Genomic DNA, 26,864 nt, shown 5'->3' with positions numbered 1-26,864 from the left:
CAATTGCGTGTCGTTTGCCGGCCTCAGTGCCGGCATTTTTTTGACGTATGCCAGGTGACCAATGCACTCGGATTGCGGGGGGGGGGGGGGGGGATCAGTAATCGCGCTCGAAGAATATGCCCAGATCCGATTCGCCACGCGTGCCGAAGCCGCCGCGGGCCTTCAGGTTTTCCGTAATGTCGAGATTGATGGTCGCGCGCGTGCTGCCCGCCGAGCCTGCCTCGACGCCCAGATAGATGTTTTCCTGGATGTAGCGGCCCGCGCGAACGGCCGCACCGCCCTCCGAGTCGGTCACGATATCGAGTTCGTCCAGACCGACCGCATTGCGGAATCCGCCCAGAAGCGAACCATTGCTGCCTCCGGCAAGCTCGGCTGCCGCCGCGGCAAGTTGTGCGAGCTGCAACGGTGACAGTTCTTCCACGCCCCGGTCGAAAATGAGTCGCGCAAGCACCTCGTCCTCCGGCAGTTCCGGCTGGGAGGAAAAGTCGACCGAGAGGTCCGACACGCGGCCGTTGACCGTGATCAGAACGGTGATGTCGCTGCGCTCCGAGCGCGCCACGAAGTCGAGGAAGGGGTCGAGATCACCGATCAGCGTCACCGTGCCCTCATCGAAGGTGATGCGCTGTGCGAGAATGGCGAGGCGTCCGCGTATGAGACGGAAACCGCCCACAGGCTGGACCGAGGTGATCGGGCCGGTAATGCGAACCGAGCCGCCCAGCTCCGCGTCAAGCCCTCGCCCGCGCACGAAGATGCGGGCGGGCGCCTCCACATTGACGGCGAGCCGCAGCACGCTCGGGCGCCCGCTCGGCACCGGCGTGCCGTCGTCCGCCCGGGCGCGCCTGAGCGTTGAGGCCACGCCTGGCGGCGGATTCTCATGCTGCACATCGACGTGGGCGGGGCCGCCGCCGAAGCTGTCCGGCACGAGGATTTCGGCCCGATCGATGGCGATGTCGCCCGAAAGCAGGGGATCGCGCGCAAGCGCGCCCGCAAGCTGCAGGCTGCCGTCCAGCGTGGCCGAGACCATTTCCCCGTCGCTGTAGCGCACCTGCTGCAGGCGAAGGGTCAGATCGGCCGGGAAGCCGGCCGCCGCGTCGATGGAGATGGAGCCGGACACCGCAAGCGTGCCGCCGCGTGCAAAGCCGGCCGTGCCCGACCTGATGGTGATCACATTGCGCGAAATTCCCGCGTCGATGGCAATGCCGGTCAGGCGCAGATTGGTCATGGGATCGATCGCGGAGGCATCCGAGGTGCGCAGGGTGCCCGAGATGGCGGGGTTTGCGAGGCTTCCGCCTATGTCGAGGTCGGCCGTCAGCGTGCCTGCAAGCTGCGCGCCCCGGTCCGCAAGCAGCCGGTTTGCGAGACTGAGCGGGACTGTGCCTTGCGCGTTGACGGCGAGCGCCTGGCCTGCAAGCGGTATGCGGCCGCTTGCCGTGACGGATAGGCCGCCCGGCCCCGCGGCGTTCAGGCTGTCGAGCACAACTTCACCCGCGGCGAAGCGGCCGGCCGCGTTCACGTTCAAAGGAGCGGCGCCGAAAGCGGCAAGCGGACGCGCATTCAGCCCGGCCGCCTCGGCAGTGAAGGTCGCACGCGGGTCTGCGAGGCTTCCTGAGATCTGAGCCGAGCCGGTCAGGGTTCCGCCAAGGCCCAGATCCGGCAGGCGAGCGTTGAGAAGCGAAAGCGGGAAAGACTGAAGGTCCATATCCAGATCGATTGCGCCGTCGCCGAGAGGCACGTCTCCTTCCACGGTGGCGCTGAGGCCGCCGGGGCTCGACATCCGGGCATTGACGGACAGCGTGCTGTCGGTAGTGGTGCCGGAAGCCTCGATGCCAAGCGAGGCGATTCCGGCCTGGCGCAGGGCGGTGGCGGCGATTTCATTGCCGGTTAGTTTGAAGGAGGCCCGCGGCGCCTCGCGCGTGCCGCTGAGCGTCGCATTGCCATCGAGCGTGCCGCTGAGCGCGAGGTCCGGGCGAACAGCATTGGCGATCGAGAGCGGCACGGCCTCCAGCGCGAGCGTCACGTCAAGGCTCGTGCCAATCTCGCCCTGGGCCGTGAGGCGGCCGCCGGCGATATCGAGGTCCACCCTGTCGAATGCAACGGTATCGCCGATCACCGTAAGCCGCGTTGGCTCCATAAGACGCGCCGTCACGCCGGCCTGAACCAGCTCGGCCTCCTCCAGCGTCACGGTATAGCCGCCATTTTCCGGCGCCAGACCACCGCGGGTGGTGATCTCGGTTCCGTTATCGAGCAGCGCGCGGCCCTGGAATGCGGTCGCGCCGTTGCTTGTCTGTGCCGTCGCATCGAGAGTGGCAACTTCGATTCCGGCGGTGTCGAGGCCGCTGGCCTGCAGCCTGCCTGCAACCGCCGGGACGCCGAACAGATCCGCGACATCCACTTCGATCTCGGCACTTTCGAGAGAGACCTGTTCGGCAACGAGATTGTTCACCGTGGCATCGATCCGGGCCTGCTGCCGTCCCGCGTCATTCTCGAGCGCAAGGCGCGCATTAACGGCGCCCTGAGCTTCGATCAGCAGAAGGGCGGCAGCTGTCGAGATATCGGCCGCGTCCAGTGCAAGATTGCCCGTGAAAAGGCCTTCTCCATCCTGAACGAGTTCGCCCGTCAGGCGGGCGCCGCCCGCGGTAAATGCAATGCCCGAAAGCTGCCGCTCTTCGGCGCTGAGCCTCACATCCGTCTCGATTTCCGCCCGCACGCCGTCGAGAAAGGCGCTGCCGGCCATCTGGCCCGCGAGCACATTGTTCTGCAAGGTACCGCCGAAGCTGAGGGCGGCCTCGGTCAGTTCCTTGTCGAGAAGCCGGCCACGCTGCACGGCCGCCTCGAGGCTGAGCGCGAGATTGCCCGCGCTGCCTTGCGCACGCCCTGTCGCCGTCAGCCGTCCGCCCGCGCGTTCGGTGAGGTGGGCAAGGTCGGCAATGGCGGCCTCAAAGTTGAAATCGGCCGCTTCGGTTGCGAATGTCCCGTCAGCGGAGAACGAGGCGCGCCCGCTTTCGATCCGGAAGCCGTCGGCCAGGAACCCGTCGACCGTTCGAGCGAGGCGCCCGGTGATCCGTGTTGCACCAACAAGCAGCGGGTCGGCGGCCGAAACGTCCAGGCGAAGGTCATTGGCCGTGCCGTCGAGCATCAGATCGAACGCGCCGCTCACCGGGCGCAACTCGCCCGTGGCACGAAGGTCTATGCTGCCGCCCAGATCGCGGCCCGCGATCCCTGAAAATGGTGCGATGCTCGACGTTTGAACGCCGATCTCGCCATCGAACGCAAAGTCCGAGACCATGCCTGCGAGGCTTGCGGCAAGGTTTTCTCCCGAAAGCGTGGCGCTATCGAGGTTCAGCGGTTCGCCCGCCTGCCAGTCGCCGCTTGCATTGAGGCGGATCGTGTCGCCAAGGGCCTCCGACACGTCGGCCTGCCGGGCGATGATCCCTGATACCACGCCATCCGCATCGAAGGTTATGCGACGCCGGTCCACCACCATGAGGTCGGCAGCAAGGCCGTTCACGTCAAACGTGGCTTCTCGGGCGGAAAAGCCTCCTGTGTCGAGATCCGTGACATTGAGCGAGGCGGTCCACGCATCACCCCCGCCGTTGCCGAAATCGATTGCGAGGCTCGCCGCCCCGACCGAGGTCTCGCCGCCCGGCAGCGGTAGAAGCACCCTCTCGCCTGCTGGATCGGCAATGTCCGCGTTGAGCGTAAGCCGACTCAGAAAGCCGTCCTCCGCGGTCTCCGCCGCGGCATCGAGGCGCAGTGCCGCGCTCTCAAGATTGAGGGAGCTTAGCGCGAAGCCGCCGCCAGATCTTGCCAGCCCGGCAGCCTCCAGCGTGGTTTCGGCGCCGAAGAAGCTGCGGAAACGGGCAGGCACCAGCCTTGCAATGGGGCCGCCCGCGTCGAGCGTGAAGCCGATTCCTTCGGCCTGCTGACGAAGCCGCGCCGTTCCGGAAAGGGCAGGTTCCCCGGCGGCGGCAAGCGCAAGGTTCAGGTCGAGATTGTCCACAGGTCCCGCCCCGGCCAGGGTCAGGTCGAGGGGAGGCCGGCCCTCGATGTTGAGCAGGTTGGCGATGACGCCGTTCTGCGGCTCCGAAAGCGCCATGTCGAGGTCGAGCCGGCTTGTGGTGTTGTCGAAGGCCGCCTCAAGCGAAAGATGGCCGCCCGGCCCGTCGAGGCGCTCGATCTCGAGCGCGGTGTCGAGCGATCCTTCTTCCAGCCTCATCCTGCCCTCGAAGGAGAGGGTGGACTCAAGGCCGAAGACAGCTTCGCCAAACGCAATGGAAGGCACCTGAACGCGGTCGAGGTTGATGGCGATCGGCAATTCCGGAACTGCGAAGGACCGGGCCTCGGGCGAGGGCAGGGCGTTCTCCGCGGGCAGCGGGCGGCGCGTCATCTCGATGGATTCCGCCTCCAGGCTCGAAATCTCGAGCCTCTGCCGGAAGATGAGCGCGGACCGGCTCCAGTCGATGCTGGCCCCGGTAATGCGCAGCCATATGCCCTCGCGATCCGCCACCGTAATTTCCTGAATGCTCGCCCGGGAGGAAAGGACACCCTCGATGCCCCGGATGCGGATCTGGCGGTTCGGCGTCGATAGCTGGTTCTCGATGAAGGAGAGGAAAAGCGAGCGCTCCTCCTCCGGGCTTTCCGGCGTCGTCTCCTGGGCGCGCAAGGGAAGGGCGGCAAAGAGCAGGCAGAGGATGACGAGAATGCGGGTCAAAACGCCTGTCCTATTCCAACATAGAATGCCACGCTCGGATCGTCCGGCCCCGGGTCGAGAGGCGTCGCCACGTCAAGCCTGATGGGGCCGAAGCCTGTGAGATAGCGCAGGCCCGCGCCCACGCCCACCCGCAGGTCCCCCGAGAATTCGGGTATGGCTTCTTCATCCACATAGCCCGCGTCAACGAAGCCGACGAGCCCGATGGTCGGCGTCACTCGCACGCGCACTTCGCCCGAAACTTCGATCAGCGAGCGGCCGCCCGTCGTGCCGCCGGGAATGTCGACGCCGATGTTGCGATAGGCGTAGCCGCGCACCGAGCCGCCGCCTCCGGCGAGGAACAGCTTGTCGGGCGGGGTTTCCTCGATCGGAGGATCGAAGATCGAACCGAGCTTCATCCGGCCGGCCAGCACGATGCGGCTGTCATCATCGATGCTGTAATAGGCGCGCGCTTCTGCGACCACGCGGGCGGCGGCATTGCCGTAGTTGAATTCGTAGAAGGGCTCGACCGTCAGTTCCGCGAAAATCCCCCTGGTGGCATCGGCGGGGTTGTCGCGCGTGTCGTAGGCGATGCCGCCCAGGAAGCCTGCCGTGATGAACTCGCGTTCGCCGAAATCGTCCTCGAAGTGGCCGTAGCCCGCATTGGCGAAGAGGCGGGCGGTGAGTTCTTCAGAGAAGCGGTGCGAGAAGCCCGTCTGGGCGGTAACGCCGTTTCTGGTGTAGATGTCCAGCACTTCGCGGTCGCCGAAGATGGAGGCGGAAAAATCCGTGTCCGGCGTAAAGACGCCCGGCCGCGTGAAGGTGATTCCAGCCCGGTAGGTCAGATCCTCCGGATCCACCGTCTCGCCGATTCCCGCGACCCTTCCTTCGAGGCGCAGCCGCTCGGCCCGTCCGAACAGGTTGCGGTGCAGCCAGAAGGCCTCCACGCCGAGGCCGTCCACCGTCGAATAGGAGCCGCCTGCGCCGAAGCGGCGCGGTAGACGCTCCTGCACGATCACCTCGATGGGCAGCGTGCCGCCCGGCCCGACCTGATCGGCTTCCTGAACCCGCAGCGACCGGAAGACGTCGAGCCGCGCAAGCCGGTCCTGAGCCTCTTTCAGATCGTCGGGATCATATTCCCGGCCGACGGGAAGGCCGGTCATCCACGCCACATAGTCGGCATTCATCCTGTCCGTGCCGCTCACCGACACGGGACCGAAAACCGCATAGGGGCCAGGCGCCACGGTCAGCGTAGCGTCGATGACGCTGGCGTCGTGGGCAGCCACGATCCTGCGCTCGATTACCTCCGCCTTGGCATGGCCCTGCTGGCGCCACGCCTCCTTCGCAAGCCTGCCTGCTTCGATGATAGCGCCGCTTTCGGCGAGCTCTCCGGCGCGGAAGCCTCGTTTGGCGGGATCGTCGACCGCATCGCGCGGATCGGCGGCCGGCGGAGCCGAGTTGACGATGCGGGCCTCACGGAAATGGAAGAGCGGACCCGGATCGACGGCAATGCGTACCGTTGCGGGCCTTCGCAGTTCCGCGTCCGGTGGCAGGTTATCGGCCTCCCGCCCGTCGATCGTTATGGAGATGATGGGGCCGTACCGGGCTTCCGCGTAAAGCGCATCGAGAAGGCGAAGATAATCGCCTCGTGCCTTCGCAATCAGGCCCGCAGCACCTGAAGCCGGGGCCTCGCGGTCGTTCCACAGGCGCGAGGCTTGCTTCAGGGCCCGCTCGATCGTTCCGTCATCGCCTGTAACGGCAAATTCCACCGTATAGGGTTGCGGCGTGCCGATCACCACTTCCTCAGGCTGTTCGCGCTCGAAGAGCCGCAGCCCGAAAATGTTGAGCGCATTTGCCTGAGGTGCATGCAGAAAGAGTACCCCCAGGGCCGCGGTGGCAACCCCGATGCGCAATCCCTTTCGGCAGGCAGCATTGCGGCGGATATTCAACGTCCCTCCCGGCGGCGCATTCCCCTTGCGCTGCGCATGTCCATCTATGCCCCGTCCGCCGCACGGAGCCGCAATAGCCTGACGGCTGTCGCAGCCGGGCAATCAGTAACGCACAGCCTCGGCTCCATCAAGCAGCCTAACCCGCGTCTGTTACCATTCGATTGCCGTTTTGGACGATGTCTCGGCCCGAGACTTTGACCGCATGGGCATACCTCACGGGTCGGCGGTAAGCTTGTCAGGATCGTCAACGGCTTGTGTGCTTGGCTGGAATCGATGTCCTAGCTGAGGCGAGCGGGCATCTATCGTGCTTTGTATTGTTGCCGCGTTCATTACCCCGGGTGCAACGCTTGGCTTTGCCGCGCTAGCGTTTCTCTCGACCACGTTTGGTTTTTCGGCGTTCGCGATCGATGCTGCCGCAACGCCGGACTTGCAGGCATGATCCTATTTCTTTTTCATTCGTTGTTGGTCCAAAGGTTTCTATTCTTCCGCTGAATGACGGCCAAGCAGGAGCGGCACACGATGTCCGAAGCAGCACGAGCAAGGAGAAAGCCCGCACCGCGCCGCACGGGCGGGCGTCTGCCCGCCACTACGGCCGTGCGGCGTACGGGCGTGCAGGCGCCGCCGGAAAGGCCGCCGGTCTACCTCATCGACGGTGCCCGCACCCCTTACCTCAGGGCGCGCGGGCGGCCCGGGCCGTTCACGCCGGTCGATCTCGCCGTCCAGTGCGGGCGCCCGCTGCTTGCCCGCCAACCCTTCCCGCCGGAAGCGTTCGATCTGGTCATCCTCGGATGCGTGAACGTGATCGCCGACGAGATGAACCCGGCGCGGGTGGCGGCCCTCCGCCTCGGAATGGGTGAGGCGATGCGCGCCTTCACCGTGCAGATCAATTGCGGCTCGGGCATGCAGTCGATCGACACCGCCTTCCGCCTGATCGAGGGCGGCGAGGCCGACCTCATTCTCGCCGGAGGCGCGGAGGCTCTCTCGCACGCCCCGCTGGTGCTTTCGCAGAAGGCGGCAGGCTGGTTCGGCCGGTTCGCGACGGCCAAGACGGCCTGGGAGCGGGCGACCGCTCTCGGAGCCTTCCGCCCGGAGATGGCGAGGCCGGTCATCGGGCTCGAGCGCGGGCTGACCGACCCGCTGACCGATCTGAGCATGGGGCAGACTGCGGAGATCATCGGCCACGCTTTCGGGATTTCGCGCGAGTCGGCCGACAGCTATGCCCTGGAGAGCCATCGCCGGCTGGCACGGGCGCAGCGCGAGGGTTTCCTCAAGGGAGAGGTAATTCCCGCCATCAGTCGCGACGGCAGGCTTTTCGATCACGACGACGGCGTCCGGCCCGACACGTCCATGGAAAAGCTCGCAAACCTCAAACCGGTTTTCGAAAGGCCGTACGGGCGAGTGACGGCCGGTAACTCCTCGCAGATCACCGATGGCGCGAGCTGGGTGATTCTGGCTTCCGAGGCGGCCGTGAAGGAGTACAAGCTTACGCCCATCGCCCGCATCGTTGACAGCGAGTGGACCGCGCTCGACCCTTCGGTCATGGGGCTCGGGCCAACCCTGTGTTCGACGGCTCTCATGAAGCGGCGCGGGCTTTCCCTTAAGGACATCGAATTGTGGGAGATCAACGAGGCTTTCGCCGCCCAGATTCTGGCGTGCCTTGCCGCTTGGGAGGATGAGGAATATTGCCGCGAGGTGCTGGGACTGGAGGAGCCTTTCGGAACGCTCGACCGCGAGCGGCTCAATGTGGACGGAGGTGCGATCAGCCTCGGCCACCCAGTGGGCTCCAGCGGCAACCGCATTGTTCTGCATCTCGTCAACGCCATGCGCCGACTGGGCCTCAAGCGCGGCATTGCCACGGAGTGCATCGGCGGAGGGCAGGGCGGTGCCATGCTTCTGGAGTCGGTGTGATGACGGTTTCGGGAAAGGTCTGGCGCGTACTCGAGCGCCGCAACATGGAACTTGGACCCAAAGGCGAGCCCGCGCGCACCCTTACGCATTGGCGCTATACGAAGGACGGCGAAGGCATCGTCTGGCTGATCTTCGATCGGGCGGGACAAAGCACCAACACGCTTTCGGAAGAAGTGCTGGTCGAGCTTAATCTGGTGCTGGAGGACCTGAAAGGTCTCAATGCGAAGGGCCTCGTCATCCGTTCGGCCAAGAAGAGCGGGTTTGCCGCTGGAGCCGATATCCGCGATTTCCGCGGTGTCACGAACGCGAGTGAGATTGAAAGCCGGCTCGCCCGTGGCCACGAGCTCCTTGACCGGCTAGCGAATCTTTCGATCCCCACGGTAGCCGTGATCCACGGCCACTGCCTGGGCGGTGGGCTGGAGCTTGCGCTGGCCTGTAGGCACCGCATCGCCGTTTCCGGCGCGAGTCTCGGCTTCCCCGAGGTGCTGTTGGGTCTCCATCCCGGGCTTGGAGGCACGTTCCGCCTCACTTCGCTCATCGATCCCGTCGAGGCGATGACCATGATGCTGACGGGCCGTCCGGTGCATGCCAGGAAGGCGAAGGCTCTGGGTCTTGTCGATGAGGTGGTTGAGGAGAGACACGTCGCAAACGCCGTCCGGGCGGCCGTTGCGGGCAAGCTGAAACCTGCTCGCCCCGGCCTGAAGGCCGGTGTGATGAGCCTTGCCCCCGCGCGCCGGATGGCCGCGAACAGGATGCGCGCCGAGGCCCAAAAGAACGCGCCCGAAAAGCATTATCCCGCGCCATACCGGCTGATCGGCTTGTGGGAGGAGCATGGCGGCGATCCGAAGGCCATGCAGCGGGCCGAAATCCGCTCGTTCTCGGAGCTGCTGACGGGCCCGACGGCGCAGAACCTCGTGCGCGTCTTCTTCCTGCGCGAGCGGCTGAAAAGCCTTGCCAAGGGCGAAAGTGGGATCAGCCGCGTGCATGTCATCGGTGCGGGCACGATGGGCGGAGACATCGCCGCCTGGTGCGCGGCGCGGGGCCTCCGCGTCACACTCACCGATCTGGACCCGCAGGCCATCGCGCGTGCGATCGGCCGGGCGTCGAGCTTCTACGACAAGAGACTCCATTCCAGCCTCGAACGGCGCGACGCGCTCGACCGCCTGACACCGGATTTCGAAGGCGTCGGCGTGCGACAGGCCGATCTGGTCATCGAAGCGGTGGCGGAGAAGGAGGGGGTCAAGCGCAGGGTCTACGAGGAGATCGCACCGCGCATGAAGCCCGGGGCCATCCTCGCCACGAACACCTCTAGCATTCCGCTTGAGAGCCTGCGTGAGGGGCTGCTTTTTGCCGAACGTTTCGTCGGCCTGCACTTCTTCAACCCGGTCACGCGCATGCAGCTCGTGGAGATCGTGACCCACGACGCGGTGTCGGAAGAAACCCTCAGCCGCGCACGCGCCTTTTGCGGTGACATTTCCCGCCTGCCGGCTCCCGTCAGAAGCGCGCCCGGTTTCCTGGTCAACCGCGCTTTGACGCCGTATCTAGTCGAAGCATTCCTCATGTTCGACGAGGGCGTGCCCAAGGAGGTGATCGACCGTGCGGCGAGGGATTTCGGCATGCCGATGGGGCCGATGGAGCTTGCTGACCGCGTGGGCCTCGATATCTGCCTGGAGGTGGCGCGGATGCTGAAGGAGCGCCTTCCCGATCCCATGCCCGAGGTGCCGGACTGGCTTGTCCAGAAGGTGGAAGCCGGCGAGACGGGCCGCAAGGCGGGCAGGGGACTGTACGTCTATGACGAAAACGGCAAGCCGAAACGCGAAGAGGTGAAGATCGCCGAAGGCGCCCAAGTACCCCGCGATTCCGAGACGGCGGACCGGCTCGTGCTCCCCATGCTCAATACGCTCGTGCGCTGTCTGCGCGAAGGCGTGGTGGAAGAGGAGGAGGTGGCCGACGCGGCCATGATCTTCGGCACCGGTTTCGCGCCTTTCCGCGGGGGTCCGTTGCACTACGCACGCGAACGCGGCGTGGATGAGATCACCGCCAAATTGCACGCCCTTGCCCAGAAGTACGGTGACCGGTTTGCCCCCGATGAAGGCTGGGAAAGGCTGAAGACGTAGGTGCCGGTCGGGGCAAACCTGCGCCGGGCACTCATCCGCCGACCAGCGTTCCCCCGTTGGGATGCAGGATCTGGCCTGTCATGTAGGATGAATCCTCGCAGGCCAGGAACAGCATGGCAGGCGCCACCTCGTTTGGCTGCCCGGGGCGGCCGAGCGGCACATTCTTGCCGAAGCTTGCCACCTGCTCTGCCGGGAAGGACGCGGGGATGAGCGGCGTCCAGATCGGGCCGGGCGCCACGCCGTTCACGCGGATGCCCTTGGAGGCGAGATTGCCTGACAGAGCGCGGACGAAGGCGAGGATCGCGCCTTTCGTGGTCGCGTAATCCATCAGCACGTCCTGCCCTTTGTAGGCCGTTACGGAGGTCGTGCAGATGATGGTGGAGCCTTTGCCCATATGCGGCAGCGCCGCGCGCGTTATGTAGAACATGCCGAAGATGTTGGTCTGGTATGTGCGATGGAGCTGCTCGTCGGAAATGTCCGTAAGCTGCTCCTGATAGTGCTGTTCCGCGGCGTTGTTCACCAGTATGTCGAGACGGCCGAATTGGCCGATTATCTGCTCGATGAACTGCTCGCAGACCTTGCGGTCTCCGACGTCACCCGACATGGAAAAGGCCTCGCTGCCCTCGTTCCGGATCAGCCGCTCCGTCTCGGCGGCATCCTCTTCCTCGTCCTTGTAGAGAAAGGCGACCTTCGCGCCTTCGCGCGCAAACAGCACGGCCGTCGCCCGCCCGATGCCGGAGTCTCCGCCCGTGATGGCCGCGACCTTACCGGCGAGCCTGCCTGAACCCTGATAACGCGGCTCATAGTCCGGCCTGGGATGCATCTCATGCTCCTTGCCCGGCTGATGTGCCTGGTGCTGCTTGGGAAGTGTCTCCTCGCTCATGGCGCTCGCCTCATTCGGTTCTTGCGATCCACGAACAAGGCGGAGGCGGCCATGTTCCACCGCGCGGCGGAACTTTCAGCCTCGGCAGCGGATTTCCCGCCACCACCAGTATGGAGAAACCAATGCCTGCGAAGTCGAAGGTTCAGCAGAAGGCGGCTGGTGCCGCGCTTGCAGCCAAGCGCGGCGACATGCCCAAATCCAAGCTCAAGGGCGCCTCCAAGAGCATGGAAAAATCCATGAACGAGAAGCAGTTGGAGGAGCTGGCTGAGACGAAGCGTAAAGGCCTGCCGGAAAAGAAGAGCTAGATGTTTGGTGCCAGGAGGTCTCTTTGCCGTCATCCCGGCCGAACGAAGCGAGAGCCGGGAATCAGGAAGAGGGCGGAGATGGTTCTACTGGGTCCGGATAGCTACACGGCTTACGGGATGACAGTGGAAGATGCTGCGCGCCTCCGGGATTAGGAGGAGGGGAAGCGCTGAGGAGGCACCCTCACGCGGCGTTCTTGATCTCGCCCTTTTCCAGCGCGGCCATGAACGTGTCGAGCCAGTGCTTGGCGTCATGCTTGCGGATGCGTTCCATGAGTGCCTTGTGCCGTTCCTGCCTTTCCTCGAGGGGCATGGTGAGCGCCCGGCAGAGATTGCGCGCCATGTCATCCACGTCATAGGGGTTGACGATCAGCGCCTCGTGCAGATCCTCAGCCGCACCCGCGAACTTGGACAGCACCAGCACCCCCGGATTTTCCGGGGATTGCGCGGCGACATACTCCTTGGCCACGAGATTCATGCCATCGCGCAGCGGCGTGACGAAGCCCACCTGGCTCGCACGATAGAGTGCAGCAAGCGCGTCGCGCGGCACCGTGCCGTGGATGTAGCGCACCGGCGTCCAGTTGAAATCCGCAAAGCGGCCGTTGATCGCGCCCGATAGCGCCTCCAGCTCCTTGCGGATATCGACATAGGCCTCCACCTCCTCGCGCGTCGGCGTGGCGATCTGCATAAGGGCCACCGACTTGCGCATCTCCGGGTAGAGCTCGAGCAGGCGAGCGAAGGCGCGCAGACGGTCGGGCAGCCCCTTCGTGTAGTCGAGCCGGTCTACGCCGATGATCTGCCTGCGGCCCAGGATCTCGCGCCGGTGCGTCTCGATCTGCACTTCGTCGTTGGGCCGCTCGGCCATCTCGACGAAGGCGTCCACATCGATGCCGATGGGGAAGCAGCCGGCGATCACCTCACGCTCGCCCACCTTTATGCGCCCCTCGGTGATCTCGGTGCCCAGATGGTCCTCCACATAGTGCTGGAGGTTGCCCAGGTCGGTGTTGGTCTGGAAGCCGATCACGTCGAATTCGAGCAGGCTCTCGACCAGCCAGCGATGCCGCGGTACGGCGGCAAGAATTTCGGGCGGAGGGAACGGGATGTGCAGGAAGAAGCCGATGCGCTGCTTGCAGCCGCGCTGGCGCAGCTCGGCCGCAAGCGGGATTAGATGGTAGTCGTGAATCCAGATGACGTCCTCGGGCTGCAGGATCGAAACGAGGGCGTTGGCGAATTTGGCGTTGACGCGGCGGTAGCCCTCCAGAAACGCCGTCTTGTACTCCACGAGGTCCAGCCGGTAGTGGAAAAGCGGCCACAGGACGCTGTTGGAAAAGCCGAGATAGTATTCCGCATAATCCTGCTCGGTGAGAGGGATCGTCGCCTGCGTAACGGCGCCGATCTTCCGGATGCGCGGCTCCGGCTCCTCCTCATATTTTAGTGTCTGTCCATCCCATCCCATCCAGACGCCGCCGCGTTGCCGCAGCGAATCCGCCAGGCCGACGGCGAGCCCGCCGGCCTGCGTGCTCCTTTGCACATCAGCGACCCTGTTCGAGACGACGACAAGCCTGTTCACACGACGGTCTCCCACGGTTTCGACAGCCTGCGGGCTGCATTGATGATTCCGACCATGGAATAGGTCTGGGGGTAATTGCCCCACATCTCACCGGTCACGGGGTGGGTGTCTTCGGACAGCATGCCCAGCGGATTGCGAGCTTTCAAGAGTGCCTCGAAGATATCGCGCGCCTCCTCGTGCCGGCCGATGCGGGCCAGCGCGTCGAGCCGCCAGAAGGCGCAGATGTTGAAGGCCACCTCGGGCTTGCCGAAGTCGTCAGCCGCCTCATAGCGCTTCATGTGGGGGCCCGTCGCCAGCACCTTTTCGAGCTGGTCGACAGTGCTGACGAAGCGCGGATCGCGCGCATCGATAAAGCCCACCTCGGCCATCAGAAGCACGCTTGCATCGAGTGTCTCGCCGCCGAAGCTCTCCACGAACGCCTTGCGCTTTTCCGACCATGCCTCGGCGAGGATGCGCTCCTTGATCTCATCGGCCCGTTCTCTCCAGTACCGGACGCGCGCGCTTTCTCCCATCTGTGCCGCGATATGCGCCAGCCTGTCGCAAGCCGCCCAGCACATCAGGCTTGACGAGGTATGAACGCGCGAGCGCGAGCGCAGTTCCCACATGCCGGCGTCGGGCTGGTTGTGCAGCCGGTAGGCCTGTTCGCCGGCCGATTCCAAAAGGCGGAAGTCGTGCAGCGTCGGCTTCATCTCAATGCGCCGGTCGAAGAAGATCTGCGTCGCGCCCAGAATGGCATTGCCGTAGACGTCGTGCTGGTAGTGCTCGTAGGCCTGATTGCCGCTGCGCACAGGGCCCATGCCGCGATACCCGGCGAAGTTTTCCAGAATGTTCTCGGTGAGCTGGCGCTCGCGCCCGACGCCGAAGACGGGCTGCAGATGGCCACCGCCCGCATCCGCTACGATGTCCATCAGATAGCGGAAGTAGTTTTCCATCGTCTGCACGGTACCGAGGCTGTTCAGCGCCCGCACGACGAAGAAGGCATCGCGCAGCCAGCAGTAGCGGTAGTCCCAGTTGCGGCCGCTGTTGGGCGCCTCGGGGATCGATGTTGTCATCGCCGCGATGATGGCGCCGGTCGGCTCGTAGGTGCACAGCTTCAGCGTGATGGCGGCCCGGATCACCGCATCCTGCCATTCGAACGGTAGGGCGAGATTGCTCACCCAGCCTCGCCAGTAGTGTATCGTCCGCTCCTCGAAATCGCGCGCCGTATCGGAGACGCTGCCTGACAGCGTCTCGTCAGGTCCGAAGACGAAGTCCAGCGGGGCCGTGAGGTTGAAGCGGGTTTCGTCGATCACATAGTCGATGGGCGCGTCGGTGGTCAGCCGCAGCGTGGTCTCCGGGCCGATATAGCGCACATGGTTGGAGCCGCGCGTGATCTGCGGGCGCACCGTGCCATAGGCGAAGGTGGGGCGCACATGCACGGAAATGCGCGGCGTGCCGGCGATGGGCCGGATTCGCCTCACCAGCGTCTGCGGCCGGAAGATGCGATCGCGCCAGAAGAAGCGCGGCACGCAATCGACGATCTCCACCGAGCCGGAGGAGCCGTGCAGCCGCGTGACGAGAACGGCCGTGTTGGGCTCGTAATGCTGTTCCGTCTCCGCCAGCCCTTCGAGCCTGATCGAGAACAGGCCGTCCGCGGGGTCTTCCGTTCCGGCAAGCAGCGCATTGAAAATCGGGTCGCCGTCAAAGCGGGGCAGGCAGCACCACACGATGCTGGCCTTCGGGTCGATGAGCGCGGAGAAGCTGCAATTGCCTACCACGCCGAGATTGAGTGTCGTCACGATCAAATACCTTGTTTTGCTAGAATGCGGGCCTCGAAGCTGTCCGCCAGCCGGGCAAGCCAGTTGCGGAACGTCTCGGTTCCCGGGGTTCTATAGATGGCGGCGGTGGCGCCGCCGCCGATTTTTATGGAAACGCCGCTAATACGGGCAATTTCACGGAAAGCATCCTCGTCGGTGACGTCGTCCCCGGCGAAGACGGGTATCCTGCCAAGGAAAGGCGGTTCTGCCATGAAGGCGGCGACGGCATGGGACTTGTTGGCCGTTCCGCTCTTGACCTCCACCACCATCTTGCCGTGCAGGATCTGCAGTCCCTTATGCCCGTTCACAGCCTCGTGAACGGTGGCCGTGGCCGCTTCCGCCAGCTCCGGGCGCTGGCGGAAATGCAATGCCATCGATCCCTGTTTCGCCTCGAAAATGAGGCCGGGATGGGCATCGGCAAAGCTGCGCAACCTGATGCCGACCATGGCAAGCTGCTCCTCATCGATCGCCGCTGCCGTGCGGCGGCCGCCCGCCGCCCGCCGTTCGAGCCCGTGCACGCCCGCCACCGGCAGCTTCAGAGGGTCCAGAAAGCGGTCGATCTCGTCGATGGGACGCCCGGTAACGATCGCCACCGCGCCTTGCGTGCTTTTGTCGAGCCGTGCAAGTATTTCGCGCGTGGCGGCAGGAACCGAAACCGCGTCGGGGCGTTCGGCCAAATCCGCCACCGTGCCGTCGAAATCCAGGAAAAGAGCTGTGTTATCCGGTTCGAGGGCCGTGTGGTCAAAGGTTGTCAAAGGTGCTGGTTGGCCGGCCATGTCGTCTCTGGAACAAGGAGAATCATCGAGCCGAGGACAGTGACGATGCTAAGGCATGGCCGTCCCGAATTGAAGAAGAGTGCCACGGCAAACAGGTCGGCCAATGCTGCGCGGACATAAAGTGCTTGAAGCGTTTCGGCAAGAGTTTGAGGGTGAAACATGCGAAGTTTGACCGTTTGGGCCTTGGCGGGTACGGTGCTGGCGCTGTCGGCCGGAGCCTCCGCTGCCCAGGGGCGCCCCGATGCGCGCACGATGACATGCGGCCAGGCGAGGGCGCTGGTCCAGCAATCCGGCGCAGTGGTGCTGACCACGGGCCGCTACACCTACGACCGTTACGTCGCCAGCGAGCGCCACTGCGCTTTTGCCGAAACAATCGAACGTGCCTGGATCGCGACCCGCGATACCCCCTCCTGCTTCGTGGGCTATGTCTGTGTGCCGGAGAGGCCGCTGGAGGACCGCTGGTGGTGGATGCGGCGGCACTGATGGGGGTCGAGGCCGCGCATAAGCCAACGCTGCGAATATTCAATCGATTCAATCAGCTAGCTTTCCTTCCCGGCTCTTGCCGTCGCCGTTCTTCTTTGTCAGAACGTTTCTCATGATGATCCGCGGATGCTCCGCGACGATTTCTCCCGGGACCCTGAGATGACCTTCATGCCCAAAAATTCCCAGGCCGGCCTTGACCGGATTCTTACGCTCGAACTTGTGCGCGTTACCGAGCGGGCGGCGGTGGCCGCCGCGAGGCTGCGCGGGCGCGGCGACGAGAAGGCTGCCGACCAGGCCGCCGTTGACGCCATGCGCTCCGAGCTCAACCGCCTGCCGATTGCCGGCACCGTGGTCATCGGCGAGGGCGAGCGCGACGAAGCGCCGATGCTCTACATCGGCGAGGAAGTGGGCGTAGGCGAGGGGCCAGCGGTCGATATCGCGCTCGACCCGCTGGAAGGCACGACCATTTGTGCCAAGAACCTTCCCAATGCGCTGGCCGTGATCGCCATTGCCGAGCGCGGCAGCCTGCTTTACGCGCCGGACGTCTATATGGAGAAGATCGCCATCGGGCCGGGCTATCCGCCGGGCACGGTCGATCTCGACGCGCCGGCGGCCGAGAACATCGAAAACCTCGCCAAAGCGAAGGGCGTACCTGTTTCCGAGATCACCGCCTGCATTCTGGACCGGCCGCGTCATGCGCGCCTGATCGAGGACGTGCGCGCGACGGGGGCCGCCATCCGTTTGATTGGTGACGGCGACGTGGCGGGTGTCATCCACACGACCGATCCTGACGAGACGGGCATCGACATCTATATGGGCATCGGCGGCGCGCCGGAGGGCGTGCTGGCTGCGGCGGCGCTGCGCTGCATCGGCGGGCAGATGCAGGGGCGGCTGCAGCTCAATACCGAGGAAAAGATCGCCCGCGCGGAGAAGATGGGCATCACCGATCCCAAGAAGATCTACAGCCTGGAGGAGATGGCGCGCGGCGACGTGCTGTTTGCGGCCACCGGCGTGACGGACGGCAACCTGCTTTCGGGCGTCAAGTTCGGCCGCGAGTCGATCCAGACCCACACGATCGTCATGCGCTCCTCTTCGCGCACGGTGCGCGAAATAAAGGCAAAGCATCAGGATTTGGATAAGTTCTGAAACCTGTCCAATTCGCGCCGCCATCGGGCTATCCTCCCGAATCCTGGAGGATAGGTGTGAGCGGCGAGCGGCGTTTTTTTCTCAATGTCCGGAAATCGGCGCGCGGTGTCTCGTGGGAGCACCGGCTGGACCTGCGCGGCGAGAATATCGCTCTGGGCATGGCGCAGAGCCACGGAATGCCGGAGATCGTCGCGCGCGTGCTGGCAGGCCGCGGGATACCAGGCGAGGAGGCAAAGCGGTTCCTCGCACCCTCCATTCGCGACCTGCTGCCCGATCCGGCTACGCTCACCGACATGGAAAAGGCGGCCGCCCGCATCGCGCAGGCCATTACGGCGCGGGAACGCGTGGCCGTCTTCGGTGATTATGACGTGGACGGCGCGGCCTCCTCGGCCATGCTGAAGCGCTTCCTCGCCCATTATGGCGTGCCTGCCGAAATCTACATCCCGGACCGCATCTTCGAAGGTTATGGCCCCAATCCCGAAGCCATGCGCGAGCTGGCGCGGCGCGGCGCAAGCCTGATCGTAACCGTCGACTGCGGCACCAACAGCGCCGCCGCGATTGAGGCTGCGAATGCGGCGGGTGCGGATGTCGTGGTTCTGGACCATCACCAGGTGGGCGGCGCGCTTCCCGACGCTCTGGCGGTCGTCAATCCCAACCGGGAGGACGATCTTTCAGGGCAGGGGCATCTCTGCGCGGCAGGAGTCGTCTTCCTGGCGCTCGTGCAGACCGCACGCGTTCTGCGCGAGAGGAAGGTGACTGGAGAGCCCTTCGATCTTCTTTCGCTGCTCGACCTGGTAGCGCTCGCCACCGTCTGTGACGTCGTTCCCCTCATCGGCGTCAACCGCGCCTTCGTCGCCAAGGGCCTTATTGCCGCGCGCAGCCTGAAGACGCCCGGGCTCGCCGCCCTTGCCCGCGTGGCGCGCATCGGGGAGCCGCTCAATCCCTATCACCTAGGTTTCCTGATCGGCCCGCGCATCAATGCCGGCGGGCGTATCGGCAATGCCTCGCTCGGCTCCAATTTGCTCGCCACGCTCGACGAGAGCGAAGCCGAGGCGATTGCGGCCACGCTCGACCGGTTGAACAGGGAGCGCCAGGACATGGAAGCCGCCATGCTTGCCGAGGCGCGGGCGGAGGCGGATGCGGAGCTCATGGCGGGCGGCGGGCCGGCGATTCTGGTCACGGCGGGTTCGTCATGGCATCCGGGCATAGTGGGGCTCATCGCGTCGCGGCTGAAGGATCTCGCGCGCCGCCCGGCCTTTGCTATCGCCTTCGATCCCAACGGTATGGGAACCGGCTCGGGACGCTCCATATCCGGCTTCGACCTGGGCAGGCTCGTGCGCGAGGCGGTTTCCGAAGGCCTACTCGTGAAGGGCGGAGGTCACGCCATGGCCGCCGGCATTACCGTTGAGCGAAAAAAGCTGGGCGCGCTGCGCGCCTTTTTCGAGGAACGGGCGGTCGAGAAGGTTGCAGCGCTGCGCCAGGCCGAAAGCCTGAAGATCGACGCGGCGCTTTCGGCGGACGGCGCGACCTTCGACCTCATCGACACGCTGGAGGCGGCCGGCCCCTACGGCTCGGGGCATCCCGCTCCCGTCCTCGCGCTGCCGCGCCACCGGCTTGCCGACGCGCAAGCCGTCGGCAATGGTCACGTTCGTATAGATCTGCGGTCGCAGACAGGCGCGCGACTTCAGGCGATTGCCTTTCGAGCCGCTGAAACCGAGCTCGGCAGGTTCCTCTTCGAGCACCGCGGCGCCTCGGTGCATGTGGCGGGCCAGCTCGTTGCCAATCACTGGAATGGCATGCGCTCTGTCCAGTTCCGCGTCACCGACGCCGCAAAGGATCAAATCTAAACGAGTACGGAAAGCATCCGCTCGATGTCCGCCAGCTGCGCCTTGGTCGTCTCGTAGCCGATCCGGATCGCCTCCTCCGCCCGGTAGAATTCCGTAAGCCCGATATGTCCGAGCTTCGGCTGGATGGAAAGATCGGGCGGATCGCCCGCAAGCCGCGCGCGCGATATGCGGTCCTGGATGATGTTGAAAGCTTCCACCATCACGCCGGTGATCCCGAGCCGGGCCTCACGCCGGTTCGGCCCCTTGTCGACGATGAGCGGCGTGGGGCTGCCATTCGTCGCCTTGTCTTCCCGTTCCGGCAGATCGGCTGAATGCTTGATCACCGCCGCGCGGCCGAACAGGTCGTAGTGCAGGTTGACCGCAACCACCAAAGGCTGCTCGTAAGCCCGGCAGACCGAGACGGGGACCGGGTTGACGAGGGCTCCGTCCACGAGCACCCGCCCATTGCAGACCACGGGCTCGAACACGCCGGGCAGGGCATAGGAGGCCCGCATGGCGGTGATCAGCGAACCGCTTGATATCCAGACCTCATGTCCGGTGCGGATTTCGGCCGCCACGCAGACGAAGGGCTTGGCAAGGTCTGCGAAGGTGACGCCTTCCAGATGCTCCTGCATGCGGCTCGTCAGGCGCATGCCGCCGAAGAGGCCGCTGCCGCCCAGATTGAGGTCGAGCAGGCCGAGTATCCGCCGGCGCGTGAGCGAGCGCGCGAACTCTTCGAGTTCGTCCAGCTTGCCGGCCAGGTAGCAGCCGCCGACCAGCGCGCCTATGGATGTGCCGGCGATCATCGATACGGGGATTTGAGCCTCGTCGAGCGCTCGCAGCACGCCGATATGGGACCAGCCGCGCGCCGCGCCTCCGCCGAGCGCGAGGGCGATGGCTGCGCTGTTTCCGTTGCCCGGTGCGGGTTCTGTGGATGGTGGCTCGAATGCAGTGGTGTCGCGCCTGTTATCGGCCTTTTTGCGCGGCCAATCGAGCATCATGAACTCCTCGTGCTCACCCCCGGCCAGAGTGTGGCGGGGGATCGTATCAAAATCATGAATGCGAGAGCAGCACGATTCGTCAAAAAGATGATCTGACTGCCTTTGTCCTCAAGGAATAGTGGTAAGGACTGGGCGGCCGTTCTCAAGATTCACGCTCCGGTAAAAACAGGAACGCCGACCCGTGTGACAGGTTGCGCCTTGGCCCGCGACCTTCACGCGAAGATGAACGGCATCCTGGTCGCAGTCCGTGCGGATTTCCACTACGTGCTGCTCGTTCCCGGATGTTTCACCCTTTCTCCAGAGGCTTGCGCGCGAGCGCGACCAGTAGTGGGCGATGCCCGTTTCGAGCGTTTTTGCCAGGGCCTCTGCGTTCATATGCGCGACCATGAGAAGCGTCCCGTCGTCGGCGTCGGTCACGACGGCGGTAATCAGCCCCCGGGAGTCGAAGCGCGGAGTAAATTCGGTTCCTTCCTCGAGCGCGGATTTCTCCGCCGGAGGCGGTAAGAAGGAAATCCCTGCCATGAAATCAGCCTTTGCGGGGATCGCGCACCATCGTCATGAAGCGCACCTGCTCCTCCGGCTGTTCCTTGAAGGCGCCGGTAAAGGTGGTGGTGATGGTGGTGGAGCCCTGCTTCTGAATGCCGCGCATCGACATGCACAGATGCTCCGCCTCGATCATCACGGCCACGCCGCGCGGCTTGAGGATCTCCTGGATAACGGTGGCGATCTGCGCCGTCATCGATTCCTGCGTCTGAAGGCGCCGGGCGAAGATGTCGACCACTCGGGCGATCTTCGACAGGCCGACCACCTTTCCGTTCGGTAGATAGGCGACATGGGCCTTGCCGATGATCGGCACCATGTGATGCTCGCAGTGGGAGTGGAAGGAGATGTCCTTCAGGAGCACCATGTCGTCAAAACCGGCAACTTCCTCGAAGGTGCGTCCCAGCTCGTCGGCCGGGCAGCGGTCGTACCCGGAGAACAGCTCCTGATAGGCCTTGACGACGCGCGCGGGCGTATCCCTCAATCCTTCGCGGTCGGGATCGTCGCCTGCCCAGCGCAGCAGCGTGCGCACGGCCGCCTCCGCCTCCTCGCGGCTTGGCCGGTCCGTCACTGGCCTGTCGAGAAAGGCGGACGTGTCGGCAGACTTCGCCTGCGGCTCCGGGCGGTGCGGAAAATTCCTGATTATCGCGTCCATATCGAGGCGGCTCCCGTAGCCCCTGTCGCGCAGGGGCGAGTTGAACGGTTCTAGCCTTTCGCGGGTCTCGTGGGAACTGGCGTCAGTTCCGCCCGAAGCGGCCTGGCACCGGCCGGGCATCAAACCCCTTCTTGCCCTAGGCCGGATACGCTCATTATATAGTTCCGGTGGTGCGCGAATGAAAGTAACCTCAGCGACAAGGGATGCTTGATACGCGCCGTCAGGCGGAAATTCATGATCGACGACGTCTACAACGCGAAAATTCTTGGTTTCGCCGGCAACATCGCCCGCATCGGACGCCTGAAGGCGCCTGACGCGACGGCCACCGCGCATTCCAAGCTGTGCGGATCCACCGTGACGGTCGATCTGAAGATGGCCGATGGCGTCGTGACGGACTTTGCGCATGAGGTGCGGGCCTGTGCGCTCGGCCAGGCTTCATCCTCCATCATGGCGCGCAACATTATCGGCGCCACCGCTGAGGAACTGCGCGCGGTGCGCGAGACGATGCGTCGCATGCTAAAGGAAAACGGGCCGCCGCCCGAGGGCCGCTTCGCGGACCTCAAATATCTGGAGCCGGTGCGCGACTACAAGGCGCGCCACGCCTCGACCATGCTCACCTTTGATGCGGTGGTCGACTGCATTGACCAGATCGAGAAGAAGCAGGCGGGCAAGGCCGCCTGAGGAACGCGACGGTGCGTCCGACGGAAGCCCGGGCAAGACATCGCGAGGAGGTGCTGGAGATCATCTCCCGGTACCCGGTGCGCAATCCCCGCATCTTCGGTTCCGTGGCGAGAGGCGAGGAGACGGAGGAAAGCGATGTGGACATTCTGGTGGAGTACGGCGGAGAACCTTTCTCCGTTCGACCTTGCTTCATTGGAATTGAAGCTCGAGGCGCTTTTGGGCGTGAAGTTCGACATCCGGACACCGGGAGATTTCAGCGCGGCAGTGGCACAGCGTGTGTCCCGCGATGAGCGGCGTTTGTGATGCCCGTACCGGAAAGCGCCGTTCAGGAACTGCTCCGGGACATGCTCGATTTTGCGGACCAATCGGCTGTCGCACGGTTACGGGTCGATCAACTGGGTTACTGTATGGCGTACGGCCCGCAATGACGTTCCGCAACCAGCGATCCGCATCAGAAATCTTTTGAACAACCAATGAGCGCTCAGTCGAGAAACTGGTCCGGCCCCTGGCCCAAGACGCCGGGGCGGGTCGTGGGCACGGCGCTCGTCCGGCTTTATCAGCTCACGCTTTCCGGATTCGTGGGCAATTCCTGCCGGCATCTCCCCACCTGTTCCGAATACGCCTATGAGGCGATTGCCCGCCATGGCCTTTGGGCCGGAGGTTGGATGGGGTTGTTCCGCCTCATGCGCTGCGGGCCGGGCGGCACGCATGGTATCGATCCTGTGCCGGAGGTGCTGCAGCCCCATCACAAATGGTGGGCGCCCTGGCGCTACTGGAGGCTTTAGCGCCGAACCCGCCGCAAAGGCCTTTACGTGGCGTTCCTCGGGCGCTACATGCGACGCCTCATGTCAATCACCACCCGCGTTCGTTGGCGGGACTGGATAGGAGAAATTCCCATGGCTCACGCCGTTTCCCTCACATTCCCCGATGGCTCGGTTCGCGAGTTTGATGCCGCGACCACCGGAGCCGATATCGCCGAATCCATCTCCAAGTCGCTGGCCAAGAAGGCCGTCGCCTACGCGCTCGACGGCACTCTGCGCGATCTGTCCGACCCGGTTGGCCAGTCAGGCAGCATCGAGATTGTCACGCGTGACGACCCGCGCGCGCTGGAGCTCATCCGTCACGATGCGGCGCATGTGATGGCCGAAGCCGTGCAGGAGCTCTATCCTGGCACGCAGGTGACCATCGGACCGGTCATTGAGAACGGCTTCTATTACGACTTCGCCCGCAACGAGCCTTTCACGCCGGAAGACCTGCCGCGCATCGAAAAGAAGATGCGGGAGATCATCGACCGCAACGAGCGCTTCACCAAGGAGGTGTGGCCGCGCGAAAAGGCGAAGAAGGTCTTTGCCGAAAAGGGCGAGAGCTACAAGGTCGAGCTGGTGGACGCCATTCCCGAAGGGGAGGACGTCAAGATCTACCGTCAGGGCGAATGGTTCGATCTCTGCCGCGGCCCGCACATGGTTTCCACCGGCCAGATCGGCAAGGCTTTCAAGCTGATGAAGGTGGCGGGCGCCTATTGGCGCGGCGATTCCAACAACGCCATGCTCACCCGCATCTACGGCACGGCCTGGGCCAATCAGGAACAGCTCGACGCCTATCTCCACATGCTGGAGGAGGCGGAGAAGCGCGACCATCGCCGTCTCGGTCGCGAGATGGACCTCTTCCACTTCCAGGAGGAGGGGCCGGGAGTCGTCTTCTGGCACGCCAAGGGCTGGCGCATGTTCCAGAACCTTGTCTCGTACATGCGCCGCCGGCTCGACGGCGACTATCAGGAGGTCAACGCGCCGCAGGTGCTTGACCACTCCTTGTGGCAAACCTCTGGCCACTGGGGCTGGTACAAGGAGAACATGTTCAAGGTCGAGTGCGCGGACGAGGAGGCGGAGGACAAGCGTGTCTTCGCGCTGAAGCCGATGAACTGCCCGGGCCACGTGCAGATCTTCAAGCACGGTCTGAAGTCCTACCGCGATCTGCCGATCCGGCTTGCGGAATTCGGCACGGTGCACCGCTACGAACCATCCGGTGCGCTGCACGGGCTCATGCGCGTGCGCGGCTTTACGCAGGACGATGCGCATATCTTCTGCACCGAGGAGCAGCTTGCCGAGGAATGCCTGAAGATCAACGATCTGATCCTCTCGACCTATGCCGATTTCGGCTTCGAGGAGATCAAGGTATTCCTTTCCACCCGGCCGGAGAAACGGGTAGGCTCCGATGCGCTGTGGGATCACGCGGAGGAGATCATGCGGGGCGTGCTTCAGGACATCCAGCGCTCCGACAACCGGATCAAGACGGCCATCAATCCCGGGGACGGCGCCTTCTACGGGCCGAAGTTCGACTATGTGCTCAAAGACGCCATTGGCCGCGAATGGCAGTGCGGCACGACGCAGATCGACTTCAATCTGCCCGAGCGGTTCGGCGCCTTCTATATCGACAAGGATTCGGAGAAGAAGCAGCCGGTGATGATCCACCGCGCCATCTGCGGTTCCATGGAGCGATTCCTTGGCATCCTGATCGAGAACTACGCAGGCCATTTTCCGCTCTGGTTCGCGCCGCTGCAGGTGGTCGTGGCAACGATCACCTCGGACGCGGACGATTATGCGGGCAGGGTCGCCCGGCAGCTTAAGGCTGCGGGCCTTGCCGTAGAGACGGACCTGCGCAACGAGAAGATCAATTACAAGGTGCGCGAGCACTCGCTCGCCAAGGTTCCGGTCATTCTCGTGTGCGGCAAGCGCGAGGCGGAGGAGGGGACGGTGAACATGCGCCGGCTCGGCAGCCGCGATCAGGTTTCCCTCACGCTGGAGGAAGCCGTAAGCCAGCTTGCGGACGAGGCGACACCGCCCGACCTGCGGCGCCGCCGGGCGGCTGCTTAATCCACCAGTTCGGCGTCGGACAGGTCGGCTGTCGGCTGGATAAGGTCTTCGGGCAACAGCTCGACCCTCTGGTCGAGCACGTCCGGGGCAACGGTGATGTCCCGCTGGTAGATGCGGTCCCGGTTCTTGGCCACGACGGTGTATTCGCCCTCGGCCAGCACCATGGAGGCGTAGGCGCCTACGGCCTCCTTTACGATCTCGCCGGTGCCCGTCAGCACGGACCAGGCCGTGTCGGCGATGGCCTCGCCGCCGGGCTCCCGCACCAGCTTCATCGTGATCTGGGCTGCTCGGTGCTCCATCGTTGCCTCGGTGAGCTCCCCGGCCTCAACCCGGATATCGGCGCGGATGATGGCATTCACGGAGCCGAAGGTTGAGACAACGTGATAGGTCCCGGCATTCAGGCGCACCACCGCGTTGGGCCGCACGTCCGGAATGATGAGCGGGCGCTCTCCGGTGATGTCGGGCTCGGCCTCATAGATGGAAAAGCGCAATCGGTTTTCCGGAATGCTGATTCCGCCCGGCAGCACAGCGTCGAGTTTCAGCCCGCCGGCGTCAAGCACCAGCTTTTCCTGCCGCACGTCGTTGCCCACGGAGATGCGCTTGGTGGCGCCGGCCCGACCGTAGGCGGCATGCACCAGATAGCTTCCCGGAAGAAGGGAAAAGGTGCTGGTGCCGCCCCGGGCGGTGGCGACGAGCGGCAGTTTGCCGTCGGGGCCCGGCTCCGGCGCGAAGACACGCCAGACCAGTCCGTGCGGTATCTCCGGGGAATCTTCGGTAAGCTGGGCGGCAAGCGTGATTTGAGCGCGCTGCAGCGAAAGCGGATTTTCTTCATGCGGCGCGGCATATTCGCTGAGACCCGGAAGGCGCAGATCGTCGAGCCCGAAACTTTCCTGGGCATTCGCCGGCAGGCCGCATCCCGCCGCAACGAAAATCACCCCCAAGAATCGCCTGATCGCCAACCGCATGCTTGCCTTGAACCCCAAGGCGATGGCAATTTCAAGGCTGTAGCCAACGAAGCATTTGCCGCGGCCTCTAGGCTGAGGCGCGCATTCTTCCTTCCACACAGAGGAGCCTATCGTTGAACAGATCTGTGATCGACCTTCTGCTTGCCCGCCGCTCACCGCCCATCCATGAGCTTGGCGATCCCGCGCCGTCGGCGGAAGAGCTCGACATCATCCTGAGAGCGGCGACGCGCGTGCCCGATCACGGCATGCTCACGCCCTGGCGCTTCATCCTTTACCGGGGCGAGGCGCGCGAGCGGGTTGGTCAGTTGCTGGCGGATCTGGCGGAAAAGCGCGAGGGCCCCTTGAGTGAGGAGCGCCGCAAGCAGGAGCTCACCCGCTTTTCGCGCGCGCCCCTAGTGATCGGCGTGATCTCAAGCCCGAAGGAAAGCCGGAAAATCCCGCAATGGGAGATGTTCCTGTCGGGCGGCATGGTGGCCATGAACCTCATCATAGCTGCAAACGCCATGGGTTACAGGACGCACATGATCACCAACTGGTATTCCGACGATGAGGAGGGCCGGCGCCTCCTCGGGCTGGCACCCCATGAACGTGTGATCGGCTTCGTGCATATCGGCACTCATCCAGGCGGCACGCCCGATCGCCCGCGCCCGGATGTGGCGAGCCTCGTAAGCGAATATACGGGCCCGCAAGAGGGATAGGAAGGATTGCA

The 26,864-nt window shown here is 64.5% G+C and carries 21 protein-coding genes and 1 pseudogene; 12 read left to right on the top strand and 10 right to left on the bottom strand.

Annotation, left to right across the window (positions count from 1 at the left end):
* Positions 1–94: 94 nt before the first annotated feature.
* Together NYR54_RS15765 and NYR54_RS15760 are read right to left on the bottom strand one after the other, a co-directional pair.
* A complete protein-coding gene (locus tag NYR54_RS15765; RefSeq protein ID WP_423738627.1) occupies positions 95–4,684 on the bottom strand; it encodes a translocation/assembly module TamB domain-containing protein in 4,590 nt (1,529 codons plus the stop codon).
* A gap of 23 nt (positions 4,685–4,707) precedes the next feature.
* Complete coding sequence (locus NYR54_RS15760) at positions 4,708–6,636, bottom strand: autotransporter assembly complex protein TamA (RefSeq protein WP_341484317.1); 1,929 nt, start codon at positions 6,634–6,636, stop codon at positions 4,708–4,710.
* A 519-nt stretch (positions 6,637–7,155) separates the two neighbouring features.
* Here NYR54_RS15760 and NYR54_RS15755 point away from each other — a divergent pair.
* A complete protein-coding gene (locus tag NYR54_RS15755; protein ID WP_261516656.1) occupies positions 7,156–8,544 on the top strand; it encodes an acetyl-CoA C-acetyltransferase in 1,389 nt (462 codons plus the stop codon).
* A complete protein-coding gene (locus tag NYR54_RS15750; RefSeq protein ID WP_261516655.1) occupies positions 8,544–10,661 on the top strand; it encodes a 3-hydroxyacyl-CoA dehydrogenase NAD-binding domain-containing protein in 2,118 nt (705 codons plus the stop codon). Before NYR54_RS15755 ends, NYR54_RS15750 begins: the two co-directional genes overlap by 1 nt.
* A gap of 31 nt (positions 10,662–10,692) precedes the next feature.
* Here the strand turns inward: NYR54_RS15750 and NYR54_RS15745 are convergent, their stop codons facing one another.
* Entirely contained in the window at positions 10,693–11,544 is an 852-nt protein-coding gene (locus tag NYR54_RS15745; protein WP_261516654.1) for an SDR family oxidoreductase, read from the bottom strand.
* A gap of 122 nt (positions 11,545–11,666) precedes the next feature.
* Here NYR54_RS15745 and NYR54_RS15740 point away from each other — a divergent pair, with 122 nt between their 5' ends.
* A complete protein-coding gene (locus NYR54_RS15740) occupies positions 11,667–11,849 on the top strand; it encodes a DUF3008 family protein (RefSeq protein ID WP_261516653.1) in 183 nt (60 codons plus the stop codon).
* Positions 11,850–12,030: 181 nt separating this feature from the next.
* On the opposite strand, the gene otsA is transcribed toward NYR54_RS15740, so the two are convergent.
* Genes otsA through otsB form a run of 3 tightly spaced genes read right to left on the bottom strand, consistent with a single transcriptional unit; the run spans position 12,031 to position 15,988 of the window.
* Positions 12,031–13,416 (bottom strand): alpha,alpha-trehalose-phosphate synthase (UDP-forming), encoded by a 1,386-nt coding sequence (gene otsA, locus NYR54_RS15735; RefSeq protein WP_261516652.1) that lies wholly within the window; start codon positions 13,414–13,416, stop codon positions 12,031–12,033.
* Positions 13,413–15,194 (bottom strand): glycoside hydrolase family 15 protein, encoded by a 1,782-nt coding sequence (locus tag NYR54_RS15730; protein ID WP_261516651.1) that lies wholly within the window; start codon positions 15,192–15,194, stop codon positions 13,413–13,415. Before NYR54_RS15730 ends, otsA begins: the two co-directional genes overlap by 4 nt.
* A 2-nt stretch (positions 15,195–15,196) precedes the next feature.
* A complete protein-coding gene (gene otsB, locus NYR54_RS15725) occupies positions 15,197–15,988 on the bottom strand; it encodes a trehalose-phosphatase (protein WP_261516650.1) in 792 nt (263 codons plus the stop codon).
* Between the two features lie 159 nt (positions 15,989–16,147).
* On the opposite strand from otsB, the gene NYR54_RS15720 reads away from it, so the two are divergent.
* The 3 genes from NYR54_RS15720 (at position 16,148) to recJ (ending at position 19,464) form a co-directional block, all read left to right on the top strand.
* Positions 16,148–16,471: a hypothetical protein gene (locus NYR54_RS15720; protein WP_261516649.1), complete on the top strand. Its 324-nt coding sequence runs from the start codon at positions 16,148–16,150 to the stop codon at positions 16,469–16,471.
* A 168-nt stretch (positions 16,472–16,639) separates the two neighbouring features.
* Positions 16,640–17,617: a class II fructose-bisphosphatase gene (gene glpX / locus NYR54_RS15715; protein WP_261516648.1), complete on the top strand. Its 978-nt coding sequence runs from the start codon at positions 16,640–16,642 to the stop codon at positions 17,615–17,617.
* Positions 17,618–17,673: 56 nt separating this feature from the next.
* Complete coding sequence (gene recJ / locus NYR54_RS15710) at positions 17,674–19,464, top strand: single-stranded-DNA-specific exonuclease RecJ (protein WP_261516647.1); 1,791 nt, start codon at positions 17,674–17,676, stop codon at positions 19,462–19,464.
* Here the strand turns inward: recJ and NYR54_RS15705 are convergent.
* The 3 genes from NYR54_RS15705 to folE all read right to left on the bottom strand — a co-directional run bounded on the left by NYR54_RS15705 (position 19,461) and on the right by folE (position 21,639).
* The gene (locus NYR54_RS15705; protein ID WP_423738626.1) at positions 19,461–20,441 is read right to left on the bottom strand and encodes a patatin-like phospholipase family protein; all 981 of its coding nucleotides are present in this window, start codon (positions 20,439–20,441) and stop codon (positions 19,461–19,463) included. The genes recJ and NYR54_RS15705 overlap by 4 nt on opposite strands.
* Before the next feature lie 111 nt (positions 20,442–20,552).
* Positions 20,553–20,966, bottom strand: coding sequence for a phosphoribosyl-AMP cyclohydrolase (gene hisI, locus NYR54_RS15700; RefSeq protein ID WP_261516645.1), 414 nt, complete (start codon positions 20,964–20,966; stop codon positions 20,553–20,555).
* A gap of 4 nt (positions 20,967–20,970) precedes the next feature.
* Complete coding sequence (folE, locus tag NYR54_RS15695) at positions 20,971–21,639, bottom strand: GTP cyclohydrolase I FolE (protein ID WP_261516693.1); 669 nt, start codon at positions 21,637–21,639, stop codon at positions 20,971–20,973.
* Positions 21,640–21,873: 234 nt separating this feature from the next.
* Here folE and NYR54_RS15690 point away from each other — a divergent pair, with 234 nt between their 5' ends.
* The 5 genes and pseudogenes from NYR54_RS15690 to thrS all read left to right on the top strand — a co-directional run bounded on the left by NYR54_RS15690 (position 21,874) and on the right by thrS (position 25,190).
* A complete protein-coding gene (locus NYR54_RS15690; protein ID WP_261516644.1) occupies positions 21,874–22,320 on the top strand; it encodes an iron-sulfur cluster assembly scaffold protein in 447 nt (148 codons plus the stop codon).
* An 11-nt stretch (positions 22,321–22,331) separates the two neighbouring features.
* Positions 22,332–22,430, top strand: a pseudogene (locus NYR54_RS19365) (nucleotidyltransferase); the annotation flags it as partial.
* Between the two features lie 25 nt (positions 22,431–22,455).
* Complete coding sequence (locus NYR54_RS15685) at positions 22,456–22,623, top strand: hypothetical protein (RefSeq protein WP_261516643.1); 168 nt, start codon at positions 22,456–22,458, stop codon at positions 22,621–22,623.
* 170 nt (positions 22,624–22,793) lie between these two features.
* A complete protein-coding gene (gene yidD / locus NYR54_RS15680) occupies positions 22,794–23,105 on the top strand; it encodes a membrane protein insertion efficiency factor YidD (protein WP_261516642.1) in 312 nt (103 codons plus the stop codon).
* Positions 23,106–23,216: 111 nt separating this feature from the next.
* Entirely contained in the window at positions 23,217–25,190 is a 1,974-nt protein-coding gene (gene thrS / locus NYR54_RS15675; protein WP_261516641.1) for a threonine--tRNA ligase, read from the top strand.
* On the opposite strand, the gene NYR54_RS15670 is transcribed toward thrS, so the two are convergent.
* On the bottom strand, positions 25,187–26,155 hold the full coding sequence (locus NYR54_RS15670) for a hypothetical protein (protein WP_261516640.1): 969 nt from the start codon (positions 26,153–26,155) through the stop codon (positions 25,187–25,189). The two genes, thrS and NYR54_RS15670, sit on opposite strands and share 4 nt — an antisense overlap.
* 113 nt (positions 26,156–26,268) lie before the next feature.
* On the opposite strand from NYR54_RS15670, the gene NYR54_RS15665 reads away from it, so the two are divergent.
* Entirely contained in the window at positions 26,269–26,853 is a 585-nt protein-coding gene (locus NYR54_RS15665; protein ID WP_261516639.1) for a nitroreductase family protein, read from the top strand.
* Positions 26,854–26,864: the final 11 nt, after the last annotated feature.

The organism is Chelativorans petroleitrophicus (assembly GCF_025398195.1).
GTDB classification, from domain to species: Bacteria; Pseudomonadota; Alphaproteobacteria; order Rhizobiales; family Rhizobiaceae; genus Chelativorans; species Chelativorans petroleitrophicus.
The sequence above is the reverse complement of the archived record's forward strand: the minus strand, read 5'-3'. Positions and strand labels throughout refer to the sequence as shown.

Bases quoted from the DNA above. Each gene is read 5' to 3' on its own strand.
- NYR54_RS15755 (WP_261516656.1), top strand. From the start codon at position 7,156: ATGTCCGAAGCAGCACGAGCAAGGAGAAAGCCCGCACCGCGCCGCACG.
- NYR54_RS15750 (WP_261516655.1), top strand. From the start codon at position 8,544: ATGACGGTTTCGGGAAAGGTCTGGCGCGTACTCGAGCGCCGCAACATG.
- NYR54_RS15745 (WP_261516654.1), bottom strand. From the start codon at position 11,544: ATGAGCGAGGAGACACTTCCCAAGCAGCACCAGGCACATCAGCCGGGC.
- NYR54_RS15740 (WP_261516653.1), top strand. From the start codon at position 11,667: ATGCCTGCGAAGTCGAAGGTTCAGCAGAAGGCGGCTGGTGCCGCGCTT.
- otsB (WP_261516650.1), bottom strand. From the start codon at position 15,988: ATGGCCGGCCAACCAGCACCTTTGACAACCTTTGACCACACGGCCCTC.
- NYR54_RS15720 (WP_261516649.1), top strand. From the start codon at position 16,148: ATGCGAAGTTTGACCGTTTGGGCCTTGGCGGGTACGGTGCTGGCGCTG.
- glpX (WP_261516648.1), top strand. From the start codon at position 16,640: ATGCCCAAAAATTCCCAGGCCGGCCTTGACCGGATTCTTACGCTCGAA.
- NYR54_RS15705 (WP_423738626.1), bottom strand. From the start codon at position 20,441: ATGCTCGATTGGCCGCGCAAAAAGGCCGATAACAGGCGCGACACCACT.
- hisI (WP_261516645.1), bottom strand. From the start codon at position 20,966: ATGGCAGGGATTTCCTTCTTACCGCCTCCGGCGGAGAAATCCGCGCTC.
- folE (WP_261516693.1), bottom strand. From the start codon at position 21,639: ATGGACGCGATAATCAGGAATTTTCCGCACCGCCCGGAGCCGCAGGCG.
- NYR54_RS15690 (WP_261516644.1), top strand. From the start codon at position 21,874: ATGATCGACGACGTCTACAACGCGAAAATTCTTGGTTTCGCCGGCAAC.
- NYR54_RS15685 (WP_261516643.1), top strand. From the start codon at position 22,456: ATGTGGACATTCTGGTGGAGTACGGCGGAGAACCTTTCTCCGTTCGAC.
- yidD (WP_261516642.1), top strand. From the start codon at position 22,794: ATGAGCGCTCAGTCGAGAAACTGGTCCGGCCCCTGGCCCAAGACGCCG.
- thrS (WP_261516641.1), top strand. From the start codon at position 23,217: ATGGCTCACGCCGTTTCCCTCACATTCCCCGATGGCTCGGTTCGCGAG.
- NYR54_RS15670 (WP_261516640.1), bottom strand. From the start codon at position 26,155: ATGCGGTTGGCGATCAGGCGATTCTTGGGGGTGATTTTCGTTGCGGCG.